Genomic DNA, 22,517 nt, shown 5'->3' on the forward strand with positions numbered 1-22,517 from the left:
AAGAATCAAGGCTCAATCGTCACGCATCACGAAAACCCAATGCCTGATAAAAACGAACATCTTAAATACACCGTAATCGAAGATAACTTTCGTGTCTGCGACATGCCGGCGCAACTGCGTCCGCGCGAGGAGTTCGAGCGTGTCGGGGCGGAAAATGTTTCCGATGCCGTGTTGCTGGCGTTGATTCTCCGCACGGGGACCCGGGGCATGAACGTGGTGGAGGTTGCCCAGCGGTTGCTTTCGGCCTTTGGCTCGCTGACGGCGCTGGCCAAGGCGTCGGTGAAGGATATCCAGGCAATCAACAGCATCGGACCGGTGAAGGCACAAATGATCAAGGCGGCGATGGAACTGGCGCAGCGGCTGACCCGCGAGAGTGTTGGCGAGAGCCCGATGGTGGTTACGCCCGAGCAGGCTGCCGCCGTACTGCGCGAACGCGCGCGCGTTTTACAAAAGGAAGTCTTTTGGGCGCTGATGCTCGATGCCAAGAACCGGCTCATCGGCGAACCTCAAAAGATTAGTGAAGGCACCCTGACGAGCAGCCTCGTCCATCCGCGCGAACTGTTTAAGAAAGCGTTGGAACACTCCTGCGTATCGATCATTCTCGCCCACAACCATCCCTCCGGGGATCCGGCGCCGTCGTCCGAGGATATTAAAATCACCAAGCAATTGATCGGCGCGGGAGAGGTGATGGGCATCAAGGTGCTCGACCACATCGTGATCGGCCACCGCAAATACCACAACTCGACCGATTTCCTCAGCCTGCGCGAGGCCGGGCTGGTTCGGTTTGGATAATCCGCGATCACCGATCACGATTCCTGTAGGGCGGGGGCCGCGACCCAGCCGGTGCGGATGCTCCGCGATCGGGGATCGCGGCTACACAGGACGATGTAGGGCGGGGGCCGAGACCCCGCCGGTGCGGATGGTCCGCGATCGAGGATCGCGGCTACACGAGCGGGTGTAGGGCGGGGGCCGATACCCCGCCGGTTCGGATCATCGAGGATCGTGCAAGCCTGCTGATGGTCTGCTAGAGGCTTGGCGATAAACTCAAAACCTGCCATGCTCCCGGGCATTATGAAAACACTCCATTTTGAAAGCATTGGCGGGGCGAGCGGGGATATGATCCTTGGTGCGCTGGTTGGACTGGGCGTTCCGGTCGGGGAACTGAACGATGAGCTGAAGTCGCTGAAGGTTGATCCGTTCGAGATCGTGGCGGATGAAATCGTCGAGCAGGGAATGAGCGGCATCCGCGCAAAGGTGGAGCTCCATGGGCACCACCATCATCACCATCATGACCATGGGCATGATCACGACCACCATCATGGCCGCCATTTGAGTACGATCCTGAAACTGATTGGGGATAGCGCGTTGCCGGAACCGGTGAAGACCAACGCCGCGAAGGTGTTTCAGCGTATCGGCGAGGCCGAGGCGGCGATCCACGGCGTGGATATTGAAAAGATCCACTTCCATGAGGTTGGCGCGATGGACTCGATTGTCGATATTGTCGGTTGCTGCCTTGCCCTTCATAAGTTGGGCGTTGATGAAGTGTCCATCCGAAGCCTGCCGCAGGGGCACGGAACGATCGAATGCGCCCATGGAACCTATCCGAATCCTGCACCGGCCACATTGCGTCTTCTGGAAGGATTTCCGGTGCAGGATGTCGATGAACCGTTCGAGCTGGTCACCCCGACCGGGGCGGCGCTGATCTCCAGCTGGCGGACGGCGGCGGCTCCTATCTCCGGAAGCAAGGCTGCAAAAATCGCCTACAGCTTTGGGCACAGGAAACTGAATGGCCGGCCCAACCTGCTGCGCGCAACGCTTTACGAGTCGGCGGAGGATCAAACCGTGGATGAGGTTTTGGTGCTGGAGTGCAATTTGGACGATACCACGCCGGAGCTGGTCGGCTGCCTGTTCGATCGACTGCTCGAGGCCGGTGCGCTGGATGTCTACACCACGCCGGTCTTCATGAAGAAGCAGCGGCAGGGAATTCTGCTGACGGTGCTGTGTCTGCCATCGGATCGTGAGGCGATGCTGGATCTGGTTTTTGCGGAGTCGACTACCTTCGGTATTCGCGAGCATCTGTCCAGGCGGACGGTGCTGGAGCGTAGTTTCCAAACCGTGGAAACCCCGTTTGGTGCTGTTCGGATAAAAGTTGGCAGACGCCATGGTGAGGTGGTTACGGCTTCGCCGGAGATCGACGATTGCCGGGCACGGGCATCAATCAACGGTGTATCAGTCAGGGAAGTTTACGAGGCGGCTAAAAAGGAAATCAGATGAAATTGATATCGATTGCATTATGTTTATTGGCTGTTGCCGGGGCTTCGGCGGAAACCTATTTTGCCAACGGCATCAAGATTGGCGAGGTGGATCAGGATTCGGCGATCATCTGGACGCGGTTGACCCAGGAACCGGCGCTGAATATTGTCGGAGCGAAGTTTATCGAGAGCAAAGCCCATGTGGTTCCGGCCTCGAAGCAGCTGCCCGAAGGCAAAGCGCTCGCCGATATGGAGGGCGCGGTTTCCGGGGCTCCCGGCAAGGTTCGGTTGGTCTGGCAGAAGAAAGATGGCAAGCAGGTTGCCAGCGATTGGAAATCAGTGGATGCCACCACTGATTTCACCGCCAAGTTTGAGTTGGCCGGATTGAAAGCGGCAACGGAGTATTCGCTTCGAATGGAGTCGGACTCAGGAACTCATTTCAATGGAATGTTCAAGACCGCCCCGCCCGTCGGTGAGGGTGCGGATGTTTCGTTTGCTGTCGTGACCGGGCAGGACTTTAACCGGCGTGATGACGCGAAGAAGGGGCACAAGATCTATCCACACATGCAAAAGCTTGGCTTGGATTTCTTCGTGCATACCGGCGACATCGAATACTACGACAAGTCGCAACCCTACGCCACGAGCCTGGAATACGCCCGTTTCAAGATGGCGCGCATGTATGGCCTGCCCAACCAAGTGGCGTTCCATTCTTCCATGCCCAGCTATTTCATCAAGGACGACCACGATACCACCAAAAACGATGCGTGGCCGGAGCAGGCCTACGGAGAGCTGACCTGGAACCAGGGGCTTGAGCTGTTCCGCGAGCATTTCCCGGTGCTCGATAAAAACTACCGCACCATTCGCTGGGGCAAGGATCTACAGGTCTGGTTGATGGAGGGGCGTGATTTCCGCAGCCCCAACACGATGAAGGACGGGCCGGCCAAAAGTATTTGGGGCAAGGAGCAGAAGGAATGGTTCTTCCGCACGGTCAAGGAATCCGATGCGACGTTCAAGGTGCTGATCAGCCCGACACCGGTCGTCGGCCCCGACCGCGGCAACAAGAACGACAACCATGCGAATGTTGGTTTCAAGCACGAGGGCGACGAAATTCGCGCGTTTATCGCGTCGCAGAAAAACATGTTCGTGGCCTGTGGCGACCGGCATTGGCAATATGTCTCCGTCGATGCCGAAATCGGCGTGAAGGAGTTTTCGTGCGGGCCTACCTCCAACAAACATGCGGGTGGATGGAAAAACAGCAACGTGCTGCCGGAACACCGCTATTTGAATGTGCAGGGTGGATTCATGACGATCGGCGTTGACCGTCGCGACGGGAAACCGGTTTTAACGGCGCGCCACTACGATGTGGATGGCAAGCTTTGCAATGAAGATGTGAACCAGGGGGAAATCTAATGCGTGGATGGATGGTGTTGCTGGCCGTATGGGCCATGGGATGTTCAAGTTTTGCCGAGCTCAAGCTCGCAACCGTGTTTGCGGATGGAATGGTGCTGCAACGCGATCAAAAGGTGGCCGTTTGGGGCTGGGCCGATCCGGGGGCGGAAGTGACCGTTTCTTTTGCCGGGCAGGAAAGAAACGCCACAGCCGGTGCCGATGGTAAGTTCATGGTTCGCCTCAAAAAAATGGAGGCGTCCGCCAAGCCGCAGGTGCTGGTGGTCAAGGCCGGTGCCGATGTGGTGGAAGTCGGGAATGTTGTCGTCGGGGAGGTTTGGCTTTGTTCCGGGCAGTCGAACATGGCGATGTCCGTCAAGGGGGCCGATCAGTTTGAAAAGGAGCAGGCTGCGGCCAATTTCCCGCTGATCCGCATGTTTACGACGGCCCGCACGACCAGCACCGAACCGCTGGCGGATTGTTCCGGAAGCTGGCAGGTCTGCGCGCCGGAAACCGTCGGCGGCTATTCCGCCACCGCCTATTTCTTTGGCCGCGAAATCCATAAGGAGCTGGGCGTGCCGGTGGGGTTGCTGCATTCCTCCTGGGGGGGCACCTGTGTCGAGGCCTGGACGCCCATCGCCTCCATGGAGCAATTCCCGTCCGTCATGGAATACAAGGCCGGCCTGGATGCACAAGCCGGCAGGTTTGATCCGGCTGCGGAACAGGCGAAGCAGGCCAGGGCGTTGGAGCAGTGGGTGGAAAAGGTGAAGCAGGCCAAGGCGGAGGGCAAGAAGGCGCCGCGCCGCCCGCAGCCGAAGACCGATCCGAAGCAATCGCAGAACTATCCCGCCAATCTCTACAATGCCATGATCCACCCGCTGGTTCCCTATGGGATGCGCGGCGCCATCTGGTATCAGGGCGAGCGCAATGCGAAAACCTCCGAAGGGGCGATGCTCTACCGCGACCTGCTCGAAAACATGGTGGTGCAGTGGCGCAAGGATTGGAACAGCGAATTCCCGTTCTACGCCGTGCAGCTGGTGAACTATAAAAAACCGCAGGAGTTGCCGGTCGAAGACACCGCCTGGGCATTCATCCGCGAAAGCTTCCTGAACTTTCATAAAGAAGTTCCAAACGTTGGAATCGCCGTCACGATCGACGTGGGCATGGAGAAAAACATCCATCCGACCGACAAGCAGGCCGTAGGCTACCGCTTGGCCCGGCAGGCCCTGGCAAAAACCTACAAAATGGAGGTGGTGGCCGGTGGCCCGATCTATGAATCGATGAAAAAGGAAGGCGGCAAGATCGTCATCACGTTCGACGATGTTGGATCCGGCCTGGTGGAGCAGGGCGCCGCGCCGCTGAAAACCTTTGCCATTGCCGGCGCGGACAAGCAATTTGTTGCGGCGCAGGCCGCCATTGTGGGCCAAACGGTCGTGGTCGGTTCCCCCGAGGTTTCCGATCCGGTAGCGGTTCGCTATGCCTGGGCGGATAATCCGGTGGGTTGCAACCTGTTCAACAAGGAAGGTTTCCCGGCTTCGCCCTTCCGCACCGACGATTGGCCATCCACCGGGGAATAGCCCGAAAACCCGTTTGCGTTTTTCCCCTTCCTCCAATATCGTCACGACCTTTTGAGATTTGGGGAATGGACTTATGTTGGCAAAACGAATCATACCCTGCCTGGATGTAACGGGCGGGCGCGTCGTTAAGGGCGTGAATTTTGTGGACTTGCGCGATGCGGGCGATCCGGTGGAATGCGCCAAGGCCTACGAGGCCCAGGGCGCGGACGAACTGACGTTCCTCGACATCACCGCATCGAGCGACGGGCGCGACACGATGGTGGATATTGTCCGCCGTTGCGCCGAGCAGGTGTTCATGCCGCTGACCGTCGGCGGCGGAATCCGCACGGCAGCCGATGTGCGCCGCATGCTCAACGCCGGTGCCGACAAGGTTTCGTTCAATACGGCGGCCATCAACAATCCCGACATTCTCAACGAATGCTCCGAATCGTTCGGGTCGCAGTGCACCGTGCTCGCCATCGATGCTCGACGCAACGGCGACGGCACCTGGGGCGTATTCACGCACGGCGGGCGCAACCCGACCGAGCTAGACGCCATCGAATGGGCGATCGAAGGAACCCGGCGCGGGGCGGGGGAAATCCTGCTCACCAGCATGGATTGCGATGGATGCCGCGACGGCTACGACCTGGAGCTGACCCGCACGATATCCGAAGCGGTCAACGTGCCGGTCATTGCATCGGGTGGGGCCGGGACGAAGGATCATTTTGTGGACGCAGTAACGGAGGGGAAGGCGGACGCTGTCCTGGCCGCATCGCTGTTCCACTTTGGGGAGCTCACGGTGGGTGAGCTGAAGGAATATATGAAATCAAAGGGTATAGAGGTGAGACTATGAGCAAGGAACTTGAAGAAGGATTGGAACTGGCGCTGGATTGGAACAAGTTGGAGAAGGCCGTTGAAGGCACGAAGGGCATCATCCCCGTGGCCGTGCAGCATGCCGACACGAAGGAAGTCATCCTCGTGGCCTACATCAACCAGATTGCGTTCGAGGAATCGCTCAAGCGCAAGATGCTGGTGCTCTGGAGCAGCTCCCGCCAGGAATTGTGGGTGAAAGGCCTGACCTCCGGCGAAACCTTCGAGCTGCTCGAAGCCTATGTGAACTGCGAGCAGAATTCGCTGCTCTTCGTCGTGCGCCCGAACCGCGGCGGCATCTGCCACACCAAGAACGCCAAGGGCGAGCCGCGCAACTGCTACTACCGCAAGATCGACCTCGCCAACCCGACCCAGCTCGAAAACATCGACGAGTAAAGAATGACGAGTAATTCGTAATGCGTAATTTTCTCTTGCTCTAGCAGGGTGGGGCGCGCTTTCATTTTACGCATTACGCATTACGCATTACGCATTACGCATTACGCATTACGCATTACGCATTACGCAATCAGAGAGATGAGGAATCATGGAAATCAAAATCAACGACCTGATGCAACAGAGCGGCGTGAAGTTCGGTACCAGCGGCGCACGCGGCCTGGCGGCCGAGATGACCGACCAGGTCTGCTACACCTACACGAAGGGCTTCCTGCAATATCTGGAGGAGACCGGCGAGCTGAAGAAGGCCGGCGAGCCGGTGGCCATTGCCGGCGACCTGCGCCCGAGCACCGGGCGGATCATGGGGGCGGTGGCGAAGGCGGCGTCCGACATGGGCTACCACCCGGTGAACTGCGGCCGGATTCCGTCCCCGGCGGTGGCGCTCTACGGTCTGGAAAACGTCTGCCCCGCCATCATGGTGACCGGCAGCCACATTCCGGCCGACCGCAATGGCATCAAGTTCAACAAGCCCACCGGCGAAATCCTTAAATTCGACGAGGAGCAGATCCGTGAACAGGTTGTCGATGTGGATGAATCCGTTTTCGGCGGAGAAGGCTTTGGGCTGCCCGAGGAAAACATCGATGCGCGGATCAACTATATCCAACGCTATCTCCGCACCTTCCCGAAGGATTGTCTCCAAGGCGCAAAGCTGGGCATCTACCAGCATTCGGCCGTGGGGCGCGATGTGCTGATCGAAATCTTTTCCGGCCTCGGGGCAAAGGTTACCCCGCTCGGATTTTCCAGCACGTTTGTCCCCGTCGATACCGAGGCCATCCGGCCGGAGGACGTCGAACTGGCAAAGGAGTGGTCGGCCGAAAACGGGTTCGATGCCATTCTTTCCACCGATGGCGACAGCGATCGGCCGCTGATCTCCGACGAGAACGGCAACTGGTTGCGCGGCGATGTGTCCTGCATCCTGGCGGCGAAATATCTCGGCGCCGATTCCGTAAGCACCCCCGTCAGCTGCAACACTGCGGTGGAAAAGTGCGGTTGGTTCAAGGATATCCGCCGCACGATGATCGGCTCGCCGTTCGTGGTGGCCTCGATGATCGAAGCCTCGTTCGCCGGTTGCAAGGGTGTTATTGGCTACGAAGCCAACGGCGGCTTCCTGACCAATTCCGATTTCCCGATCAATGGAAAGGAGCTGCGGGCGTTGCCGACGCGCGATGCTGTGCTTCCTGTGCTGTGCATCATCCTGCTTTCGATTCAGGAACGCAAACCCATCTCCGCCTTGCTGGCCGAATTGCCGCAACGCTTCACCGCCAGCGACCGTATCCAGGATTTCCCGACCGAGGACAGCCGCAAGATCATTGAGCGGTTCAACGAGGTTTCCGCGATCGAAGACGCCTTTGGCGAAGTGTTCGGCAAGGTGGGCTCCATCGATCTCACCGACGGATTGCGCGTGACCTTCGAGTCTTCCGAGGTGCTGCACATGCGTCCTTCCGGCAACGCGCCCGAGTTCCGCTGCTACAACGAGGCCGACTCCGAGGAGCGCGTGCAGGAGATGCAAAATCAGTCGATGCAGATTCTTCTTCGCATGAAAAGTGATGCGTGATCGGTGATGCTCCTCTCGTCTCACGCTTCACTCATCACGTTTTTGGTTGCTTCGAAAATCGCAAAAGTTACCATCCACTCTTTTAACCAAGAGAAAAACCATGGCAATCGTTCCGGATAGAGCAACATTTTTGGAAAAGGCGAAGCAGGGGAACCTGGTGCCGGTGTGGAAGGAAGTCCTCGCCGACCAGGAGACGCCGGTTTCGGCCTATGAACGGGTGCGCAAGTTTTTGCGCGAGCGCGACCATGCGTCGCACACCTATCTGCTGGAGTCGGTGGAGGGGGGCGAGAACATTGGCCGCTATTCCTTCATTGGCGGCACCCCGCGCACGATCCTGCGCGCCTATGGGCGCCGGGTGGAAATCGCCACGAATGGCGGCGAACCGGTGGTGATCGAGGATATCGATCCGCTGGAGGCGCTGAAAAACCACATGCGGCAGTTCGCGCCCGTGGTGGACGATCCGGCCTTGCCGCGCTTCATCGGCGGGGCGGTGGGTTTTCTGGGCTACGATGTGGTTTCGCAGTTCGAGCCGCGCGTTCCCATCATTGGGAACGACGAGATCGGAAACCCCGATATGGTGTTCATGGTTACGGATGGCCTGATTGCCTTCGACCGGGTGAACCATAACCTGAAGATCGTGGCGAATGCGCATGTCGAAGATGATCCCAACGCCGCCTACGACAAGGCGCTGGCGCAGATCGATGAACTTTGCGAGGCCTTGCAGACGCCGATCGAACGCGTGCTGATCGATACGCACGACGAAGTGGAACCGCTTGAGCCGAAGTCGAACACCACGAAGGAGGAATTCCTGGAGATGGTCGAAAAGACCCAGGAATACATCCGCGCCGGTGATGTGATCCAGACCGTGCTCTCGCAGCGCTTCGAGGTGGAAAACGAAGCCGATTCGTTGGATGTCTACCGGGCGCTTCGTTCGATCAATCCCTCTCCCTACATGTATTGCCTCGACATGGGCGAGAGCGCCATTGTCGGCACCTCCCCGGAAATCCTCGTGCGCTGCGAAGACCGCAACGTGGAAGTCCGCCCGATTGCCGGCACCCGCCCGCGCGGTGAAACCCCGGCGGAGGATCTGGCCCTCGAACAAGATTTGCTGGCCGATCCGAAGGAACGCGCCGAACACATCATGCTGGTCGATCTGGGCCGGAACGACATCGGCCGCGTTTGCGACTTCAATACCGTCGAGGTGCCCGACCTGATGGTCATCGAGCGCTATAGCCATGTGATGCATATTGTGTCCGATGTAACCGGCCGGCTTTCCGACGCGCACGACGAATATGACGTGGTTCGCGCCAGCTTCCCGGCGGGCACGGTGAGCGGGGCGCCGAAGATCCGGGCGATGGAAATCATTGCCGAGTTTGAAAAGAGCAAGCGCGGGCCCTATGCCGGCGCGGTGGGCTATTTCAACTATAACGGCAACTTCGATTCGGCCATCACCATCCGCACCGTCATCCTCGACAAAAACAAAGCCTATGTGCAGGCTGGCGCCGGCATCGTCGCCGACTCCGTGCCGATCAACGAATACGAGGAAACGCGCAACAAGGCACGCGGCATGATGAAGGCCCTCGCCCTCGCCAAGCACTACCACGCCGCCCGGATAGGGAAATAACCTCTCGCCAAGACGCAAAGGCGCAAAGAGATGAGTGAAAACGATATAGCTCGGATAGTGGTGGATGTCGCGTTGCATATCCACAAGGAAACCGGGCCGGGACTGTTGGAAAGTGTTTATGAAGTGATTTTGGCGGATGAGCTGGAGAGGCGAGGCTTATCCGTTCATCGTCAGGTTCCGATTCCGATCAAATATAAGGGCAGGGTATTGGGTGAGGGGTTCCGTGCGGATTTGATTATTGATGAAAAGGTCATTATAGAACTCAAGTCCATTGAGCATGTAAAGGATGTTCATAAAAAACAGTTGCTTACATATTTAAAGCTTTCTGGCAGAAAGCTGGGTTTGTTGATTAACTTTGGTGAAAGCCTGATAAAAAACGGCATTACACGGGTGGTTAATGGTCTGTAACCTTGGCGTCTTTGCGCCTTTGCGAGAGATAAGATATGATTTTAGTAATAGATAACTACGATTCCTTTACCTACAACCTCGTGCAATACCTCGGCGAGCTGGGCGCGGAAATGCGGGTCTTCCGCAACGACGAAATCACCGTCGAGCAAGCCGTTGCCCTCAATCCGGAAAAGGTGCTGGTCAGTCCCGGCCCTTGCACACCGAAGGAGGCCGGCATCTCGTGCGATATCATCCGCGAGTTCGGCCCTCGCCTGCCACTCTTCGGCGTTTGCCTCGGCCACCAGTCGATTGGCGATGTGTATGGCGGCAACGTCATCCGCGCCGACCGCCTGATGCACGGCAAAACCTCGCCCATGATCCATGAAGGCAAGAGCGTCTTCAAAGGGCTGCCGAGCCCGTTCGACGCCACCCGCTACCATTCCCTGATCATCGAGCGCGCATCCCTGCCGGATTGTCTGGAGATCACCGCCTGGACGGCCGAGGGCGAAATCATGGGAGTGAAACACAAGGAGCACCCGGTGCATGGCGTCCAGTTCCACCCCGAATCCATCCTGACGATGGAAGGCAAGCAGCTCCTCCAGAATTTCCTGGATCTCTAGTCTGTTGGGCCCATTCGGAAGCGGCTCTTGCTGCTTGGAAAAAGCATGAAAAAAGGCGGGGAAACAGTGCTTTACATAGGGGGGGGCGATCCGTATAGTCCCGCTCTTACTTTTGGAAAAGAAAGAAACTAATTAAGGAGTCCACACGTGGATCAAGCAGTCAAAGCTGAAGTTAAAAACGAATTCAAGCGCAGCGAGCAAGACACCGGTTCCGTCGAGGTTCAGGTTGCGCTTCTCACCTCGCGCATCAAGGAATTGACAGAGCATCTTAAGGGCCATTCCAAGGATCACAGTTCGCGTCGCGGCCTCATTATGATGGTCAACAAGCGCCGCAAGTTGCTGAGCTACCTACAGAAGAAAGACGATGCACGCTACAAAGAGCTGATTGGTAAGCTCGGCCTGCGTAAATAATCGTCTATCCGGATGCTCTGAAATCCGTATTCGTTCGCAAGCCCTTTATTTCTAAAGGGCTTGCGTCGTTTAAAGTCCGCCCGTTGGGCGGCGCAATAAGGGAAGGTTGGATTCATGGAAGATCGGGGAGCGAAACAAGCATCCATCCCGTCTTCCAGCCTTCCAATAATCCAGCCCGCAGGGGCTAAACAATAGAAAGGTGCGCTCTTCGGAATAAAATTTATGGCAAGGGCGCAATTTTAGTATGAAGGGTACAACCAAAGTAGAATTCGAAGTCGGCGGCAAGTCGATGGTTCTCGAAACCGGCCTTTTGGCCAAGCAAGCACACGGCTCCGTAACCTGCGGAATTGGCGACAACATTGTTTTCTCCGCCGTTACCGCTGCAAAAGAAGCGCGCGAAGGGTGCGACTTCTTCCCGCTCCAGGTCGAATACCGCGAAAAGTTTTACGCGGCCGGTCGTTTCCCGGGCGGATACATCAAGCGCGAGGCGCGTCCTTCCGAGAAGGAAATCCTCACCATGCGCGTTACCGACCGTCCGATCCGCACGCTGTTTCCGGACAACTTCCACCGCGAAGTCCAGATCAACAACATGCTGATGAGCTGCGATGGCACGCTCGACACCGACGTGCTCAGCGTGAACGCCGCTTCGGCCGCGCTGACCCTCACCGACCTGCCGTTCAACGGCCCGATCGGCGCCGTCCGCATTGTGCGCAACGACGGACAGTGGATCATCAACCCGAACCACGACCAGCTCGCCGCCAGCGACATCGACCTGACCTACTGCGGATCCCGCGACAAGGTCATGATGATCGAAGGCAGCGCCCAGGAAATCCCGGAAGCCGATTTCATCGAAGCCATGAAGACGGCCCACGTTGAAGTGGTCAAAATCATCGACGGCCAGCTCGAACTCCGCAAGGCGCTCGGCATGCCGGAAAAAACCTACGCTCCGGAACCCAAGGATACCACGCTGGTCGACAAGGCCCGCGAACTCGTTGGTGAAAAGTTCAAGGAACTGATGAAGATTGGTGGCAAGCTGGAGCGTCAGGACGCCGTATCGGCCCTGAAGGAAGAGCTCAAACCCCAGATGCAGGAACTCTTCGCGGAAATGACCGAAGATGAATATTTCCATGCCTTCCACGATCTCGAAGTGGAAACCGTCCGGAAGAACGTCACCGAAGGCGGAACCCGCATCGGCGGACGCGGCATGCTCGAGCTCCGCGACCTCGAAGGCCAGGTCGGCGTGCTGCCCCGCACGCACGGATCGGCCATCTTCGGCCGTGGCGAAACGCAGACCATCTGCACCGTGACCCTCGGCACCAAGAAAGAAGCCCAGCGCTTCGATGCCGTTACCGGCGGTGTGGACGAAAAGAACTTCATCCTGCACTACAACTTCCCGCCCTACTCGGTGGGGGAAGTCGGCCGTCTGGGAATGACCGGACGCCGCGAAATCGGACACGGCAACCTGGCCGAACGCTCCATTGCCCCGGTCATGCCGGAAGACTTCCCGTACACCGTGCGCGTGGTTTCCGAAGTGATGGGCTCCAATGGCTCCTCCTCCATGGCCTCCGCCTGCGGCGGCTGCATGGCGCTGATGGATGCCGGCGTTCCGCTGAAGGCACCGGTTGCCGGGATCTCCGTGGGCCTCTTCACCGACGATAACGGCGCTTCTGTTGAAGTGATCGACATCCTCGGAATCGAAGACCATTGCGGCGACATGGACTTCAAGGTTGTCGGTACCCGCAAGGGCATCACCGGCTTCCAGGTCGACCTCAAGGTGCATGGCATGAACTGGGACCAGGTCGAGGAAGCCTTCGAAATCGCCCGCAAGGGACGTTGCGATATCCTGGACTACATGGAAAGCGTGCTGCCGGCACCGCGCGAAGATCTCGCCGCTTGTGCGCCGCGCATCACCACCGTCAAGATCGATCCGGATAAGATCGGTGCCCTGATTGGCCCGGGCGGCAAGCACATCCGTGCCATCACCGATGGAACCGGCGCGCAGATCGACATCGAAGAAGACGGTACCGTCAACATCTTCGCGGCCGATGCCGAAGCCATGCAGGCGGCGGTTCGCGAAGTGAACGCCCTGACCGCCGAAATCGAAATTGGCACCACCTACGACGGCAAGGTTATTGCGGTTAAGGACTTCGGCGCGTTTGTCGAATGCATGCCGGGTAAAGAAGGGCTGGTTCATATTTCCGAAATGGCCAACGAGCGGATCGACAGTGTTGATTCAATCTGCAAGCCGGGCGATGCCATGCGCGTGAAGTGCATCGACATCGACAACCAGGGCCGCGTACGTCTCAGCCGCAAGGCCGCGCTGAACGACGAAGCTGCCGCTGCGGAATAAGTTTCCCCTCCATAGGAAACTGCAAAAGGCGTCCCTCGCGGGGCGCCTTTTTGTTTGGTGGGCCCTTCTACTGTTTTTCCAACCAGCTTTCGGCATCTTCCGCCCTGGGGAATATTTCCAATTCGACGTTGGCGCGGGGGGTGAACGCCTGCCACATGCGGGTCAGGCGGATGGCGAGCAGGCGACGGGTGACCACCGCAATGGCAATTACTTGTGGCCTTTCCTGCGTTGACTCATTGCATTTTTCGGCCATGTATTGGATGTCGGCAAGATTAATCTCAAAGTGCTCGACCGCGGTGTAATCCAGGAAAACCTGTTTGAGGCGGGGGAGCATGTCGGGAGCGGTGAGGCGCTCGACAATCTTGCGCATCCCTTTGCCGTCAAGGTTCCCGGTGCAGGTGATGTCGGCACGGGATTTGTTGCTGGAAAAGCAGAGTTCGGTTCCCATGGAATACCTCGTTTTGGTGGGGATACTCTAGGAGCCATGTGGTTTTGAGGCAATTCTTATTCGGGGTTGATTCCGGCAACCTTGCGGATGAAGTTGCGTTTGAAGGCTTCCATGGAATGGGCGGATAGGACGTGTTGCCGAAGGGGTTCGATTTGGTTTGGCCAGCTGGCCCGCACCTCCTGCAGGGTGCGGGCGAGGGCATCCGCATGGCCCGGATCGAACGTCCAGTTTTGCGGCAGGAGGTCTTTCATGCCATCACGGGCGCTGGCGATGACCGGGATGCCGCGGGCGAGGGCTTCGAGCATGACCAGCGGAACGCCTTCATAGCGCGAAGGAATCATGAGGAAATCGATTTTTTCGTAGATGGCTTCCATGTCCTCCTGCCAGGGCATCAGGGTAATGTTTCGTTGCCCGGCAACCAGGGTGCGCAGTTTGGCTTCATCCGGTCCGCCGCCGACGAGGAGGAGGTGGCAACCCTTGAAAGCGGACTCGTTCAGGAATGCGCGCACCATGAAGTCCTGTTGTTTTTGGTTGAACTCGATGCGCCCGATGACGCCCAGCGTTGTTGGCTCCGATGGTTGGTGTTGGATGCCGGGAGCGGGAATCCCGTTGGGAACGATGGAGATTGGTTTGGCGCAGCCACGTTCGAGCATGATTTGCTTCATGCTTTTGGAGATGGTGATGAAGCGGTCGGGGGTGTTGAAGCGGTGTTGGTTCAGGCGGTCGCGGAGTGCGCCGAGTTTGGCGCCCATGTCGGCCATGCGGTGCGGGATGGCGATATAGCTGGCGCATTCGATACCGGCCTGTTTCGCGGTTTTTATGCCCTTGGTGGATTGGGCAATGTCGCCCTGGATGCAGAGCACGAGGTCGGCCGGAGGCATCTTTTCCTGCGCCGGGCAGGCAGGGATGCCTGCCCCGCGAAGCCGTTCCGCCAGTTTTTGGTTGGCGGGGTTGATCAGGCAGACGACTTCGGCCGAGGGTTCGGCGGCCAGCGCCTCGATCCCGTGGCAGGCCATGACCTGATGGCCGCCAAAGTCGGGATTGTCGTCGTATATGAGGATCTTCACATTCTAAACGCGGCTATGGAACGGGAGGTTGTAACCGCAAAAGAACTCAAGGAACGCAAAGAGGAAATTCAATATTCTCCCACTGTTTTTGCGTTCTCTGCGTTCTTTCGCGGTTAATTGGATCAGCATGGTTTTAGAGGGAAATGGAAAGGAGGGCCTATAAACCCGGCAACGGGGCGAGTCCCATGGTTGTTTTGGCTTGCGGCGGGACGAGCTGCTGGAATTCCTTGGTGTTGCGAACCGAATCGAAGCGCTGGTCTTTGCGGATACGGCTACGGACGGGTTCGCCTCCCACTTCGATGGCTTTCTTGAGCGAAACATACATTTCGCCGCGTTTGTTGAGGGCCAGCTGAAGGCCGGCCAGGTTGATCCATCCGTTTGGATCCTGGGGTACGGCGGCGGTGTATTTCTTCAGTGCGAGTTCGACGGTCTGGAACTGGCGCTTCTCGGCCATGAACTGCGCGAGCGCCATCATTTCCTCCGGCTTCAGCTTGTTGCTGGCGATAATCTGGCGGCCAAGCGCATCGCCGTTGCGCGCCAGGCCGGAATTGAACTGGATGGCGATCAGCTCCATTATTTCGGGAAAGACGAACTGGTTGGCCTTGAAATCTTCCTGGATCTTTTTCTCCAGTTCCTCGCGGCGGGCGGTCATGGTTTTCATCCGTTTGAGGTTTTCGCGGAAGGCTGCGCCCTTGTCATTGTTCGGATCCTTTTCAAGGAACTCATCGAACAGGGCGATGGCCTCGTCGAAGCGGCCTTGCCTGGAGATGAGGTCGGCCAGGCGGAAGTTGGCTTCGGGGCTGAGGTCGTATAGGGCGACGGCCTGGCGGAAGGCGGCTTCGGCTTCCTTGGGCTTGCCACGGGCGGCGTAGAGCCCGGCCAGGGCGCTGCGGAGCTTGGAGAACGACTTTCGCGCAACGATGTCGCGAATGAATTTTTGATCGTTGAGCAGGCGGTCGCAATACCAGTTCCAGAAGTCGGTGTCGTTCTTGACCATTTCCGCCGAGAGCGGGGTGGGCTTGTTGTTGATCTTCATGATCAGTCCGTGCGGCGTAAGATAGGGGTACATCCAAGGCAGGACATAGCTTTCCTCAACATAGAAGGTGCGTAGCGGCGGCTTGCCATCCTGGCCGAGCGGGGGATCGGATGGGACGAGGGCCGCGCCGACCGGCCGGGTTTTCTCGTTGGTCTTGGTTTCGGTGCGGTATTGGTTGTGGTCGAAGATCATGCGGCTGAGGAACCCATTGATCTGCATGACGCCGGCGACGCCCTGCACCTGTACCTTGCCGCCTTCGGTCTTGACGTCGGCCCCGGCCTGGATGGTTCCGTTCTGGACCCCTTGGACGTAGAGCTGGAAGGCGCGGTTGGAGTCGATGGGCGAGGGAATCCAGATCTGGTCACCGTAGAGGTCGCGCATGACGTTCATGTAGGTGTTGTCGGCCAGCGCGTTCTGGGTGATGAGGTAGACGTCCTGACGCACCTTGGCGGAATAGATCATGTAGGTCGGCACGAAGCGTCCCGGGTCGGTGCCGCCGAAGAAGATGGCGTTGGTGCCCATGGGCGGGGGATAGGCCTTGTTGGGGTATTCGTCCCACAGCCTTTCGAACTCCGCCTCGGAATACCACGCGCGCATGTCTTCCTCGATGCCCTTGACGCCTTCGAGCTGCCAGTTGCCGAACTGCCAACCAAAGTCGTGGCCGTCCTGCTCGGCGCCGCCGACCACCTTGAGTTGGGCCTCGTTGTTGTAGTTTTTGTAGATCAGCGCAAACGGCAGGAGCAGCACGAGGAGCACACCGACTATTTTGGTGATCTTGTTGTTCTTGGCCATCGTTTCAAGGAAGGCCATGAGGAATAGGATGCCGTAGCCGAGCCAGATGACGAAGATGGCGTGCGACTGGATGTATTGCACGCGCCCGATGAACAGGCTCTGGATGTCGGTCTTCGGGTTCTGCAGGATCATGAACACGATGCCGACGGAGAGGAACGCAATAAAGGTCGTGACCAGCCAGCCAATGTTCTTTTTCCCGGTCTTCCAGCCGAAGCCGAACGGGATGGCGGCCAGAATGGCGATCGGCCAGTAGAACTGGGAACGCAGGTCCATGAGGTAGGTGCCGACCTGCTCCAGGAAGCGCGGGGTGAAGACGTGCGCGAGTTTGACGCGTTCGTACTGGCCGCGGGTGATGGCGTGCATGAAGCCCTGCCAGGTGCGCGGATAGCCCCAGTTGATCGGCGGGTTCTGGTCGGACGAGAGCGGCATGTAGAGGTAGAACGCGAGGCCGATGAACATCACCAGGAAGGTGGGGCCAACAATTTTGCCCTTGGGCAGCACGAAGGTGGCGACGACCGGGACGAGCAAGCCGTAGAGCGTCCAGATCCAGAATCCGGCTTCGGCGGGGCCGGCGACCCACATCCACTTGGCATGCTCCGGCGAGGTGGCGGCCCATTTGTTGAAGCCCACCAGCAAAATATACATCGAGCCGGTAACGATGAAATCGCGCACCAGGAACGGATGCCTGATCAGCATGCAGCAGGCGATGCAGGCCACAATGCCGAGAATCTGGATGAAGAGGTTGCCAAAATAGACGCCAATCAGGGAGAGCACCAGGGCGCCAAAGGCGCCGAGGATGAAGCCCAGATGCTTGAGCTGGAAGATTTCAAGCTCGTTGAAAAGGACGGCGGCGGCAATGGCCAGCCCCATGAACATGAGGGTTTGGTGGTTGGTGATGCCCAGGCCGAAAGCGAATGCGCAGAGTAGGAGCCACTTGGATTGGCCGGGTTGCGACATCCAGCGGTAAAGGAAAACCAGCACCAGCGACTGGAAAAAAATGTTGAAGGTATACACTTCGGCAATCACCGCCTGCGACCACATGCCCTGGCCAAACGCCAGCAAGAGGCCACCGGCAATGCCGGCCACGGAGCAGAACAGGCTTTCCGTGCCTTCGCCCAGCATGCTCGATTCCTTTTTAAGGCTGCGCAGCAGGTCCATGCCGGAGCGGCTGATGAGCAGGGCGAGTGCGCCACAGGCGGCGGCACCGGCGAAGGCCGAGAAAAAGTTGACGCCCCAGGCCGGGTTCGGATGCCCGTGGAACTTAACGCCGTGGAAGACCCATTGGAAGAACCAGGTGAGCAACGACCAAATCGGATAACCCGGCGGATGCGGCACGCCGAGATAGTCGGAGGCAACCACCAGCTCGCCGGAATCCTCAAGGCCGAGCGTGGGTTGGAGGGTCAGGGTGTAGACGATCAACGAGATGGCGAAGGTGGCCCAGCAGGCGATCCAGTCCGATTTGCGGAAAAACTTATCAGTACTCAAAGCGATTCTCTCCATTTGCAAAATGAACCTACAGGATAGATTAAACAGCCTTCAGGTCAAGTGTGCACCCACGTTACAATGAAGTTGATGGGTATTTTGCCCCGGTGCATCAAATACGAAAAATACTCGCATTGAGGGAGCGGGGCGGCTTACTCTTGTCCCGTTTATTCCATATTATGAAGACGATCCTATCCAATCTGGCCGAATTCCTCCGAAGCAAGGACAAGCTTTCCATGCAGTTCATCAAATACCTGTTCTGCGGCGGGATCACCTTCGTGGTGGATGTGGCCGTGTTCTACCTGATGGCCTGGTTGTTGCTGCCGAGCCTGCGCGAGGGCGATCCGTTCGGCATGGTGATCGGGGTGTTTGGTTGGAAAATCGGGGCGGTGCCGGAGGAGGTGCTGCTCCGAAACTTCGTGATCAACAAGGTGGTGGCCTTCCTCGCCTCCAATACGGCGGCCTATGTGACCAACGCGATGTTCGTTTTCCAGGGCGGGCGCCACCAGCGCTTCAAGGAGGTTGGCCTCTTCTATCTGTTCTCGACGATCTCGTTCGTGGTTTTCACTTGGTTGAGCCGTCTGCTGATCAGCCAGTTCGGTTGGCAGGTTTCGTGGAGCTATTTTTTCGTGTTTGCGTGCGCCATGGTGACCAACTTCACCATGCGAAAAAAGTTTGTCTTCAAGGGGTGATGGCTTGAACCGGAAGCTTATTCCAGCCATTGGGATTGCCGCCGCTGCCCTGGCCGTGCTGCTGGCTGCGCTCAATATGCAACATGGCAACCTGAACCAGGACGAGGGGTGGTACCTCTATGCCGCCAAAATGGTGCGCGATGGCCACGCGCCCTACGCCGACTTCGCATTTACCCAGGGGCCGGTTCTTCCGCATGTCTACGCCATCTTTTATCCGGTGGTGGATGCGCTGGGCGTTGCCGGAGGACGTTTGGTCACAACTATTATGGGGCTGCTGGCCGCACTGTTCGCCGCTGCCACGGCGTGGCGACTCTCGGAAAAAAACAAAAGCGCGGCTGGTGTTGCGGTCTTCTTGCTGGTCGCCTGCAACGTCTACCAAAGCTATTTCACGACCGTGGTGAAAACCTATGGGCTCTGCGCCTTTTTCCTTTCGGTCGGCTTTTTTGCCCTTTCGTTCAAAAACCGGTGGGGGGCGCTGGTATGCGGTGCGTTGCTGGCGCTCGCCGCCGGAACACGGCTTTCGGCGGGGGTCGTGTTGCCGGTCGCCGGTGTTTGGCTGCTTTTCCAGCGCGAACGGCGGCTCGATTGGTTTTGGTTCGGTGTCGGCGGCGGACTGGTGTTGCTGGCCGTCTATCTTCCATTCTTCGTTTCCGCCTTCGAACAAACCAAATTTGGTTTGCTTGAATACCACGCCGGTCGCGATGGCGGCGGGCTAGGCAAACTGCTGGTGCTCAAAACCGGTTTTGTCTCCCGCTTTGTGCAGGCCTATTTCATCTTCACCCTCCTGGCGCTCGCCACATTCTGCTTTTCCCCCAGAGAGAGCTTCCGCAATCCGTTTGCCCTGCTGCTGTGGCTGTGCGGTGCGGGCATCAGCCTCGTCCACCTCTCCGCCAACTTTCCGTACGACGACTACCAAGCCATCGCCTATCCCATTCTGGCCACCGCCGTTGCAACAAGTTTGCTGCCGCAGCTCAAGGAAAAATGGATTGCCCCGGGGTTGGTGCTGCTGCTGCTATCCACCACCGCCGCCGCCTTTTCCTCGCCGGTCAACATGGACTGGTTCGTGCGCGGCCGCGACCGCATCTGGTGGCAGTTCAAAGAGCAGAACGATCTGCAAACCCTGCGCGAGGCGGCGGGCGTTGTTCGCCAAAACATGCCTGAAAAGGACGTATTGTTGACACAGGACACCTATTTAGCCGTCGAGGCGGGGGTCTCGGTTCCATCCGGTATGGAGCTGGGCCCTTTTTGCTATTATCCGGACATGCCGCGCGAGCAGGCCGAACAGTTCCACCTGCTCAATCGCGAAATGCTCATCCAACTCCTAAATCAAACCGATGCCCCCCTGGCCGCCTTCAGCGGCTACGGCCTCGCCATCGAATGCCCGGCCGTCGCTCCCGTGGCGGAAAACGATGCCGCCGAGTTTGCCGAAATCGTTGAAGCCCGCTTTGAAAAGGTCGAGGAACTGGCTAGCTTCGGGCAAGCCCACACCACGCTTTCCATTTATAAACTGAAGGATTCCGAGTGAAGTTTTCCATCGTTATCCCCGCGCACAACGAAGAGCAGCGGCTGCCGCCGGTGCTCGATGCCTATGCGCAGTTCTTCGCCCATGAGCTGGGCGAAGAAGCCGAGATTATTCTTGTTGCCAACGGCTGCACCGATGCCACCGCCGTGGTGGCCAAGGATATCGCCAGGAACCATTCCAACATCCGCGTCATCGACGAACCGAATCGTATTGGCAAGGGCGGGGCGGTCATTCTTGGCGCCAAGGCAGCGGTTGGGGATTATATCGGATTTGTGGATGCCGACGGCGCCACCTCGCCAGAGGAGTTTTTCCGGCTCTACACCATCGCCGCCGGCAAGGATGGCGTGATTGCCTCGCGCTGGATGAAAGGGGCCGATGTGGTTATTCCGCAACGGGCGATGCGTCTGCTTTCCTCCCGAACGTTCAATTGGATTACCCGCATCCTGCTCGGCCTCAAATACAAAGACACCCAGTGCGGCGCCAAAATCTTCAAGGCCGAGGCCTGGAACGCGATCCTGCCGAACATCGGCACCACCCGCTTCGCCTTCGACGTCGACATCCTCTACCAGCTCAAGCGCCACAATTACACCGTCGCCGAGGAACCCACCGTCTGGCGCGACATCGAAGGCTCGAAGGTCCGCTTCTTCAACTCCTCGCTCGATATGTTCCTGGCCATCGTACGCATGCGGTTGCTGTATTCGCCGCTGAAGTTCACCGTGCGGCTTTACGATCAGTTCCTTGCCCGCATCGTCGAATTCCTCCGGCGCGATTCCCTGTTCTGCCATGCCATGATGCTTTTCATGGCATCGATGGTGGCGAACGTGTGCAACGTGGCGTTCCAAATGGTGGTGGTGCGGGCGCTTTCCCCGGTCGACTATGCCTTGCTTGCAACCTTCCTTTCGCTGTTTGCAATCGTTTCGCGTCCGCTGGGGACGCTGGCGACGGCGACCACGCACTATACCAGCCTTCTGCTGAAGGAGGGACGTTCGGGGACGGTCAAACGCTTGGTGCGGAAATGGATGCTGATTGCGGGAGTTCCATCGATCCTCAGTGCGGCCGTCTGTATTTTGTTTGCCAGGCAGATTGCCGCATTGTTCGATTTGGAGCGCATTGCCCCGGTCGTCGTTTCGGCGGCGGCCTTGCCGGCCTTGTTCCTGACCCCGGTCGTTGGCGGGACGCTGCGCGGCATGCAGCAGTTCGGCTGGTCCGCGGTGGCCTCGGTTGCCGGGGCGATCGGGCGTGTCGCCATTGGTGCGGCCTTGGTGCTGCTGCTTTTCCCGGCCTGCGGCTGGGCGTTGGTCGGGCACGTGGGCGGCGCATACATCAACCTGCTGATTACGATGGTGGTGCTCCTGCTCCTGGTTGTCCGCTTTCCGGCCGATAGCAAAAAGCTTCCGAGCTTCCGGCTCTACCTTTTCCAGTGTTTTTTCATCCAGTTCGGCATGGCGCTGCTGATGAACGGGGATGTGGTTTTCGTGAAACATTTCCTGCCGGCTGAAACCGATTTCGCCAAGGCGGCCACGCTTGGCCGCATGGTGGTGTTCCTGACCGCATCGGTCACGATGGCGATGTTTCCGAAAGTGTCCTCCTCCGGGGAGTTCACGAAGGAGCACCGGCGGATCTATCTGCGGGGGGTGGCCTACACCTCGTTTTTCCTGACCGGGTCGTTCCTTTTTTGCGTGTTTTTTCCGCGCTTCCTGCTGGGCTTCCTGTTCCGGGTGCTGGAGCCCAGTCCAGACTTGATTGCCCAGACGCGCTGGATGGCGGTCGTGATGGGCATTTCGGTCTTGCTCGGGATTAACTCCTCGCTACTGCTGGCGCAACGGCGCTTCAAGGCGGCGGCCATCGTGGTGGTTTCGGCACTGCTTTACTATGGCGGAGTGCAACTTTTCCACGGCAACTCCTTCGAGATCATTGCCGTTGCGGGGGGCGCCAACATGTTGGGGCTGGTGGTTACGACCTGGTTTATTCTGAAACAAAAGACAGAGGACGGTTGAGTGAAGGAAAATGGGTT

18 protein-coding genes are annotated in these 22,517 nt (G+C 58.3%); 15 read left to right on the forward strand and 3 right to left on the reverse strand.

Going from position 1 to position 22,517, the window contains the following annotated elements; genetic code table 11:
- Positions 1-39: 39 nt before the first annotated feature.
- From radC to pnp, 12 genes are all read left to right on the forward strand, one after another.
- Positions 40-792: a RadC family protein gene (gene radC / locus E9954_RS04010; protein WP_136077940.1), complete on the forward strand. Its 753-nt coding sequence runs from the start codon at positions 40-42 to the stop codon at positions 790-792.
- Between the two features lie 279 nt (positions 793-1,071).
- Positions 1,072-2,274 carry a nickel pincer cofactor biosynthesis protein LarC gene (larC, locus tag E9954_RS04015; protein WP_168441944.1) on the forward strand — a complete coding sequence of 401 codons (1,203 nt, stop codon included), beginning with the start codon at positions 1,072-1,074 and terminating at the stop codon, positions 2,272-2,274.
- Positions 2,271-3,662 (forward strand): alkaline phosphatase D family protein, encoded by a 1,392-nt coding sequence (locus tag E9954_RS04020; RefSeq protein ID WP_136077942.1) that lies wholly within the window; start codon positions 2,271-2,273, stop codon positions 3,660-3,662. Before larC ends, E9954_RS04020 begins: the two co-directional genes overlap by 4 nt.
- On the forward strand, positions 3,662-5,215 hold the full coding sequence (locus E9954_RS04025; protein WP_136077943.1) for a sialate O-acetylesterase: 1,554 nt from the start codon (positions 3,662-3,664) through the stop codon (positions 5,213-5,215). Before E9954_RS04020 ends, E9954_RS04025 begins: the two co-directional genes overlap by 1 nt.
- A 73-nt stretch (positions 5,216-5,288) precedes the next feature.
- On the forward strand, positions 5,289-6,047 hold the full coding sequence (hisF, locus tag E9954_RS04030) for an imidazole glycerol phosphate synthase subunit HisF (protein ID WP_136077944.1): 759 nt from the start codon (positions 5,289-5,291) through the stop codon (positions 6,045-6,047).
- Positions 6,044-6,460: a phosphoribosyl-AMP cyclohydrolase gene (locus tag E9954_RS04035; RefSeq protein WP_136077945.1), complete on the forward strand. Its 417-nt coding sequence runs from the start codon at positions 6,044-6,046 to the stop codon at positions 6,458-6,460. The genes hisF and E9954_RS04035 overlap by 4 nt, the downstream gene beginning before the upstream one ends.
- Before the next feature lie 145 nt (positions 6,461-6,605).
- Positions 6,606-8,072, forward strand: a complete 1,467-nt coding sequence (locus E9954_RS04040; RefSeq protein ID WP_168442308.1) for a phosphohexomutase domain-containing protein — start codon at positions 6,606-6,608, stop codon at positions 8,070-8,072.
- A 100-nt stretch (positions 8,073-8,172) separates the two neighbouring features.
- A complete protein-coding gene (gene trpE / locus E9954_RS04045) occupies positions 8,173-9,696 on the forward strand; it encodes an anthranilate synthase component I (protein WP_136077946.1) in 1,524 nt (507 codons plus the stop codon).
- A gap of 30 nt (positions 9,697-9,726) precedes the next feature.
- Positions 9,727-10,104, forward strand: coding sequence for a GxxExxY protein (locus tag E9954_RS04050; protein ID WP_136077947.1), 378 nt, complete (start codon positions 9,727-9,729; stop codon positions 10,102-10,104).
- A gap of 35 nt (positions 10,105-10,139) precedes the next feature.
- Positions 10,140-10,703, forward strand: a complete 564-nt coding sequence (locus tag E9954_RS04055) for an anthranilate synthase component II (RefSeq protein ID WP_136077948.1) — start codon at positions 10,140-10,142, stop codon at positions 10,701-10,703.
- A 147-nt stretch (positions 10,704-10,850) separates the two neighbouring features.
- Complete coding sequence (rpsO, locus tag E9954_RS04060; protein ID WP_136077949.1) at positions 10,851-11,114, forward strand: 30S ribosomal protein S15; 264 nt, start codon at positions 10,851-10,853, stop codon at positions 11,112-11,114.
- Between the two features lie 244 nt (positions 11,115-11,358).
- Positions 11,359-13,464, forward strand: coding sequence for a polyribonucleotide nucleotidyltransferase (gene pnp, locus E9954_RS04065; protein WP_136077950.1), 2,106 nt, complete (start codon positions 11,359-11,361; stop codon positions 13,462-13,464).
- Between the two features lie 67 nt (positions 13,465-13,531).
- Here pnp and E9954_RS04070 read toward each other — a convergent pair whose 3' ends face one another.
- From E9954_RS04070 to E9954_RS04080, 3 genes are all read right to left on the reverse strand, one after another.
- On the reverse strand, positions 13,532-13,912 hold the full coding sequence (locus tag E9954_RS04070; protein WP_136077951.1) for a hypothetical protein: 381 nt from the start codon (positions 13,910-13,912) through the stop codon (positions 13,532-13,534).
- A 56-nt stretch (positions 13,913-13,968) separates the two neighbouring features.
- Entirely contained in the window at positions 13,969-14,979 is a 1,011-nt protein-coding gene (locus E9954_RS04075; RefSeq protein ID WP_136077952.1) for a glycosyltransferase family 4 protein, read from the reverse strand.
- A gap of 157 nt (positions 14,980-15,136) precedes the next feature.
- On the reverse strand, positions 15,137-18,292 hold the full coding sequence (locus tag E9954_RS04080) for a glycosyltransferase family 117 protein (protein ID WP_168441945.1): 3,156 nt from the start codon (positions 18,290-18,292) through the stop codon (positions 15,137-15,139).
- A gap of 176 nt (positions 18,293-18,468) precedes the next feature.
- Between E9954_RS04080 and E9954_RS04085 the strand changes: the two genes are divergently transcribed.
- The 3 genes from E9954_RS04085 to E9954_RS04095 are packed head-to-tail and all read left to right on the forward strand — an operon-like array spanning position 18,469 to position 22,500.
- Positions 18,469-18,981: a GtrA family protein gene (locus E9954_RS04085; RefSeq protein ID WP_136077954.1), complete on the forward strand. Its 513-nt coding sequence runs from the start codon at positions 18,469-18,471 to the stop codon at positions 18,979-18,981.
- A gap of 4 nt (positions 18,982-18,985) precedes the next feature.
- A complete protein-coding gene (locus E9954_RS04090; protein WP_136077955.1) occupies positions 18,986-20,506 on the forward strand; it encodes a glycosyltransferase family 39 protein in 1,521 nt (506 codons plus the stop codon).
- Positions 20,503-22,500, forward strand: a complete 1,998-nt coding sequence (locus E9954_RS04095) for a glycosyltransferase (RefSeq protein ID WP_136077956.1) — start codon at positions 20,503-20,505, stop codon at positions 22,498-22,500. The genes E9954_RS04090 and E9954_RS04095 overlap by 4 nt, the downstream gene beginning before the upstream one ends.
- Positions 22,501-22,517 lie beyond the last annotated feature (17 nt).

It is taken from the genome of Pontiella desulfatans, assembly GCF_900890425.1.
Lineage (GTDB): Bacteria > Verrucomicrobiota > Kiritimatiellia > Kiritimatiellales > Pontiellaceae > Pontiella > Pontiella desulfatans.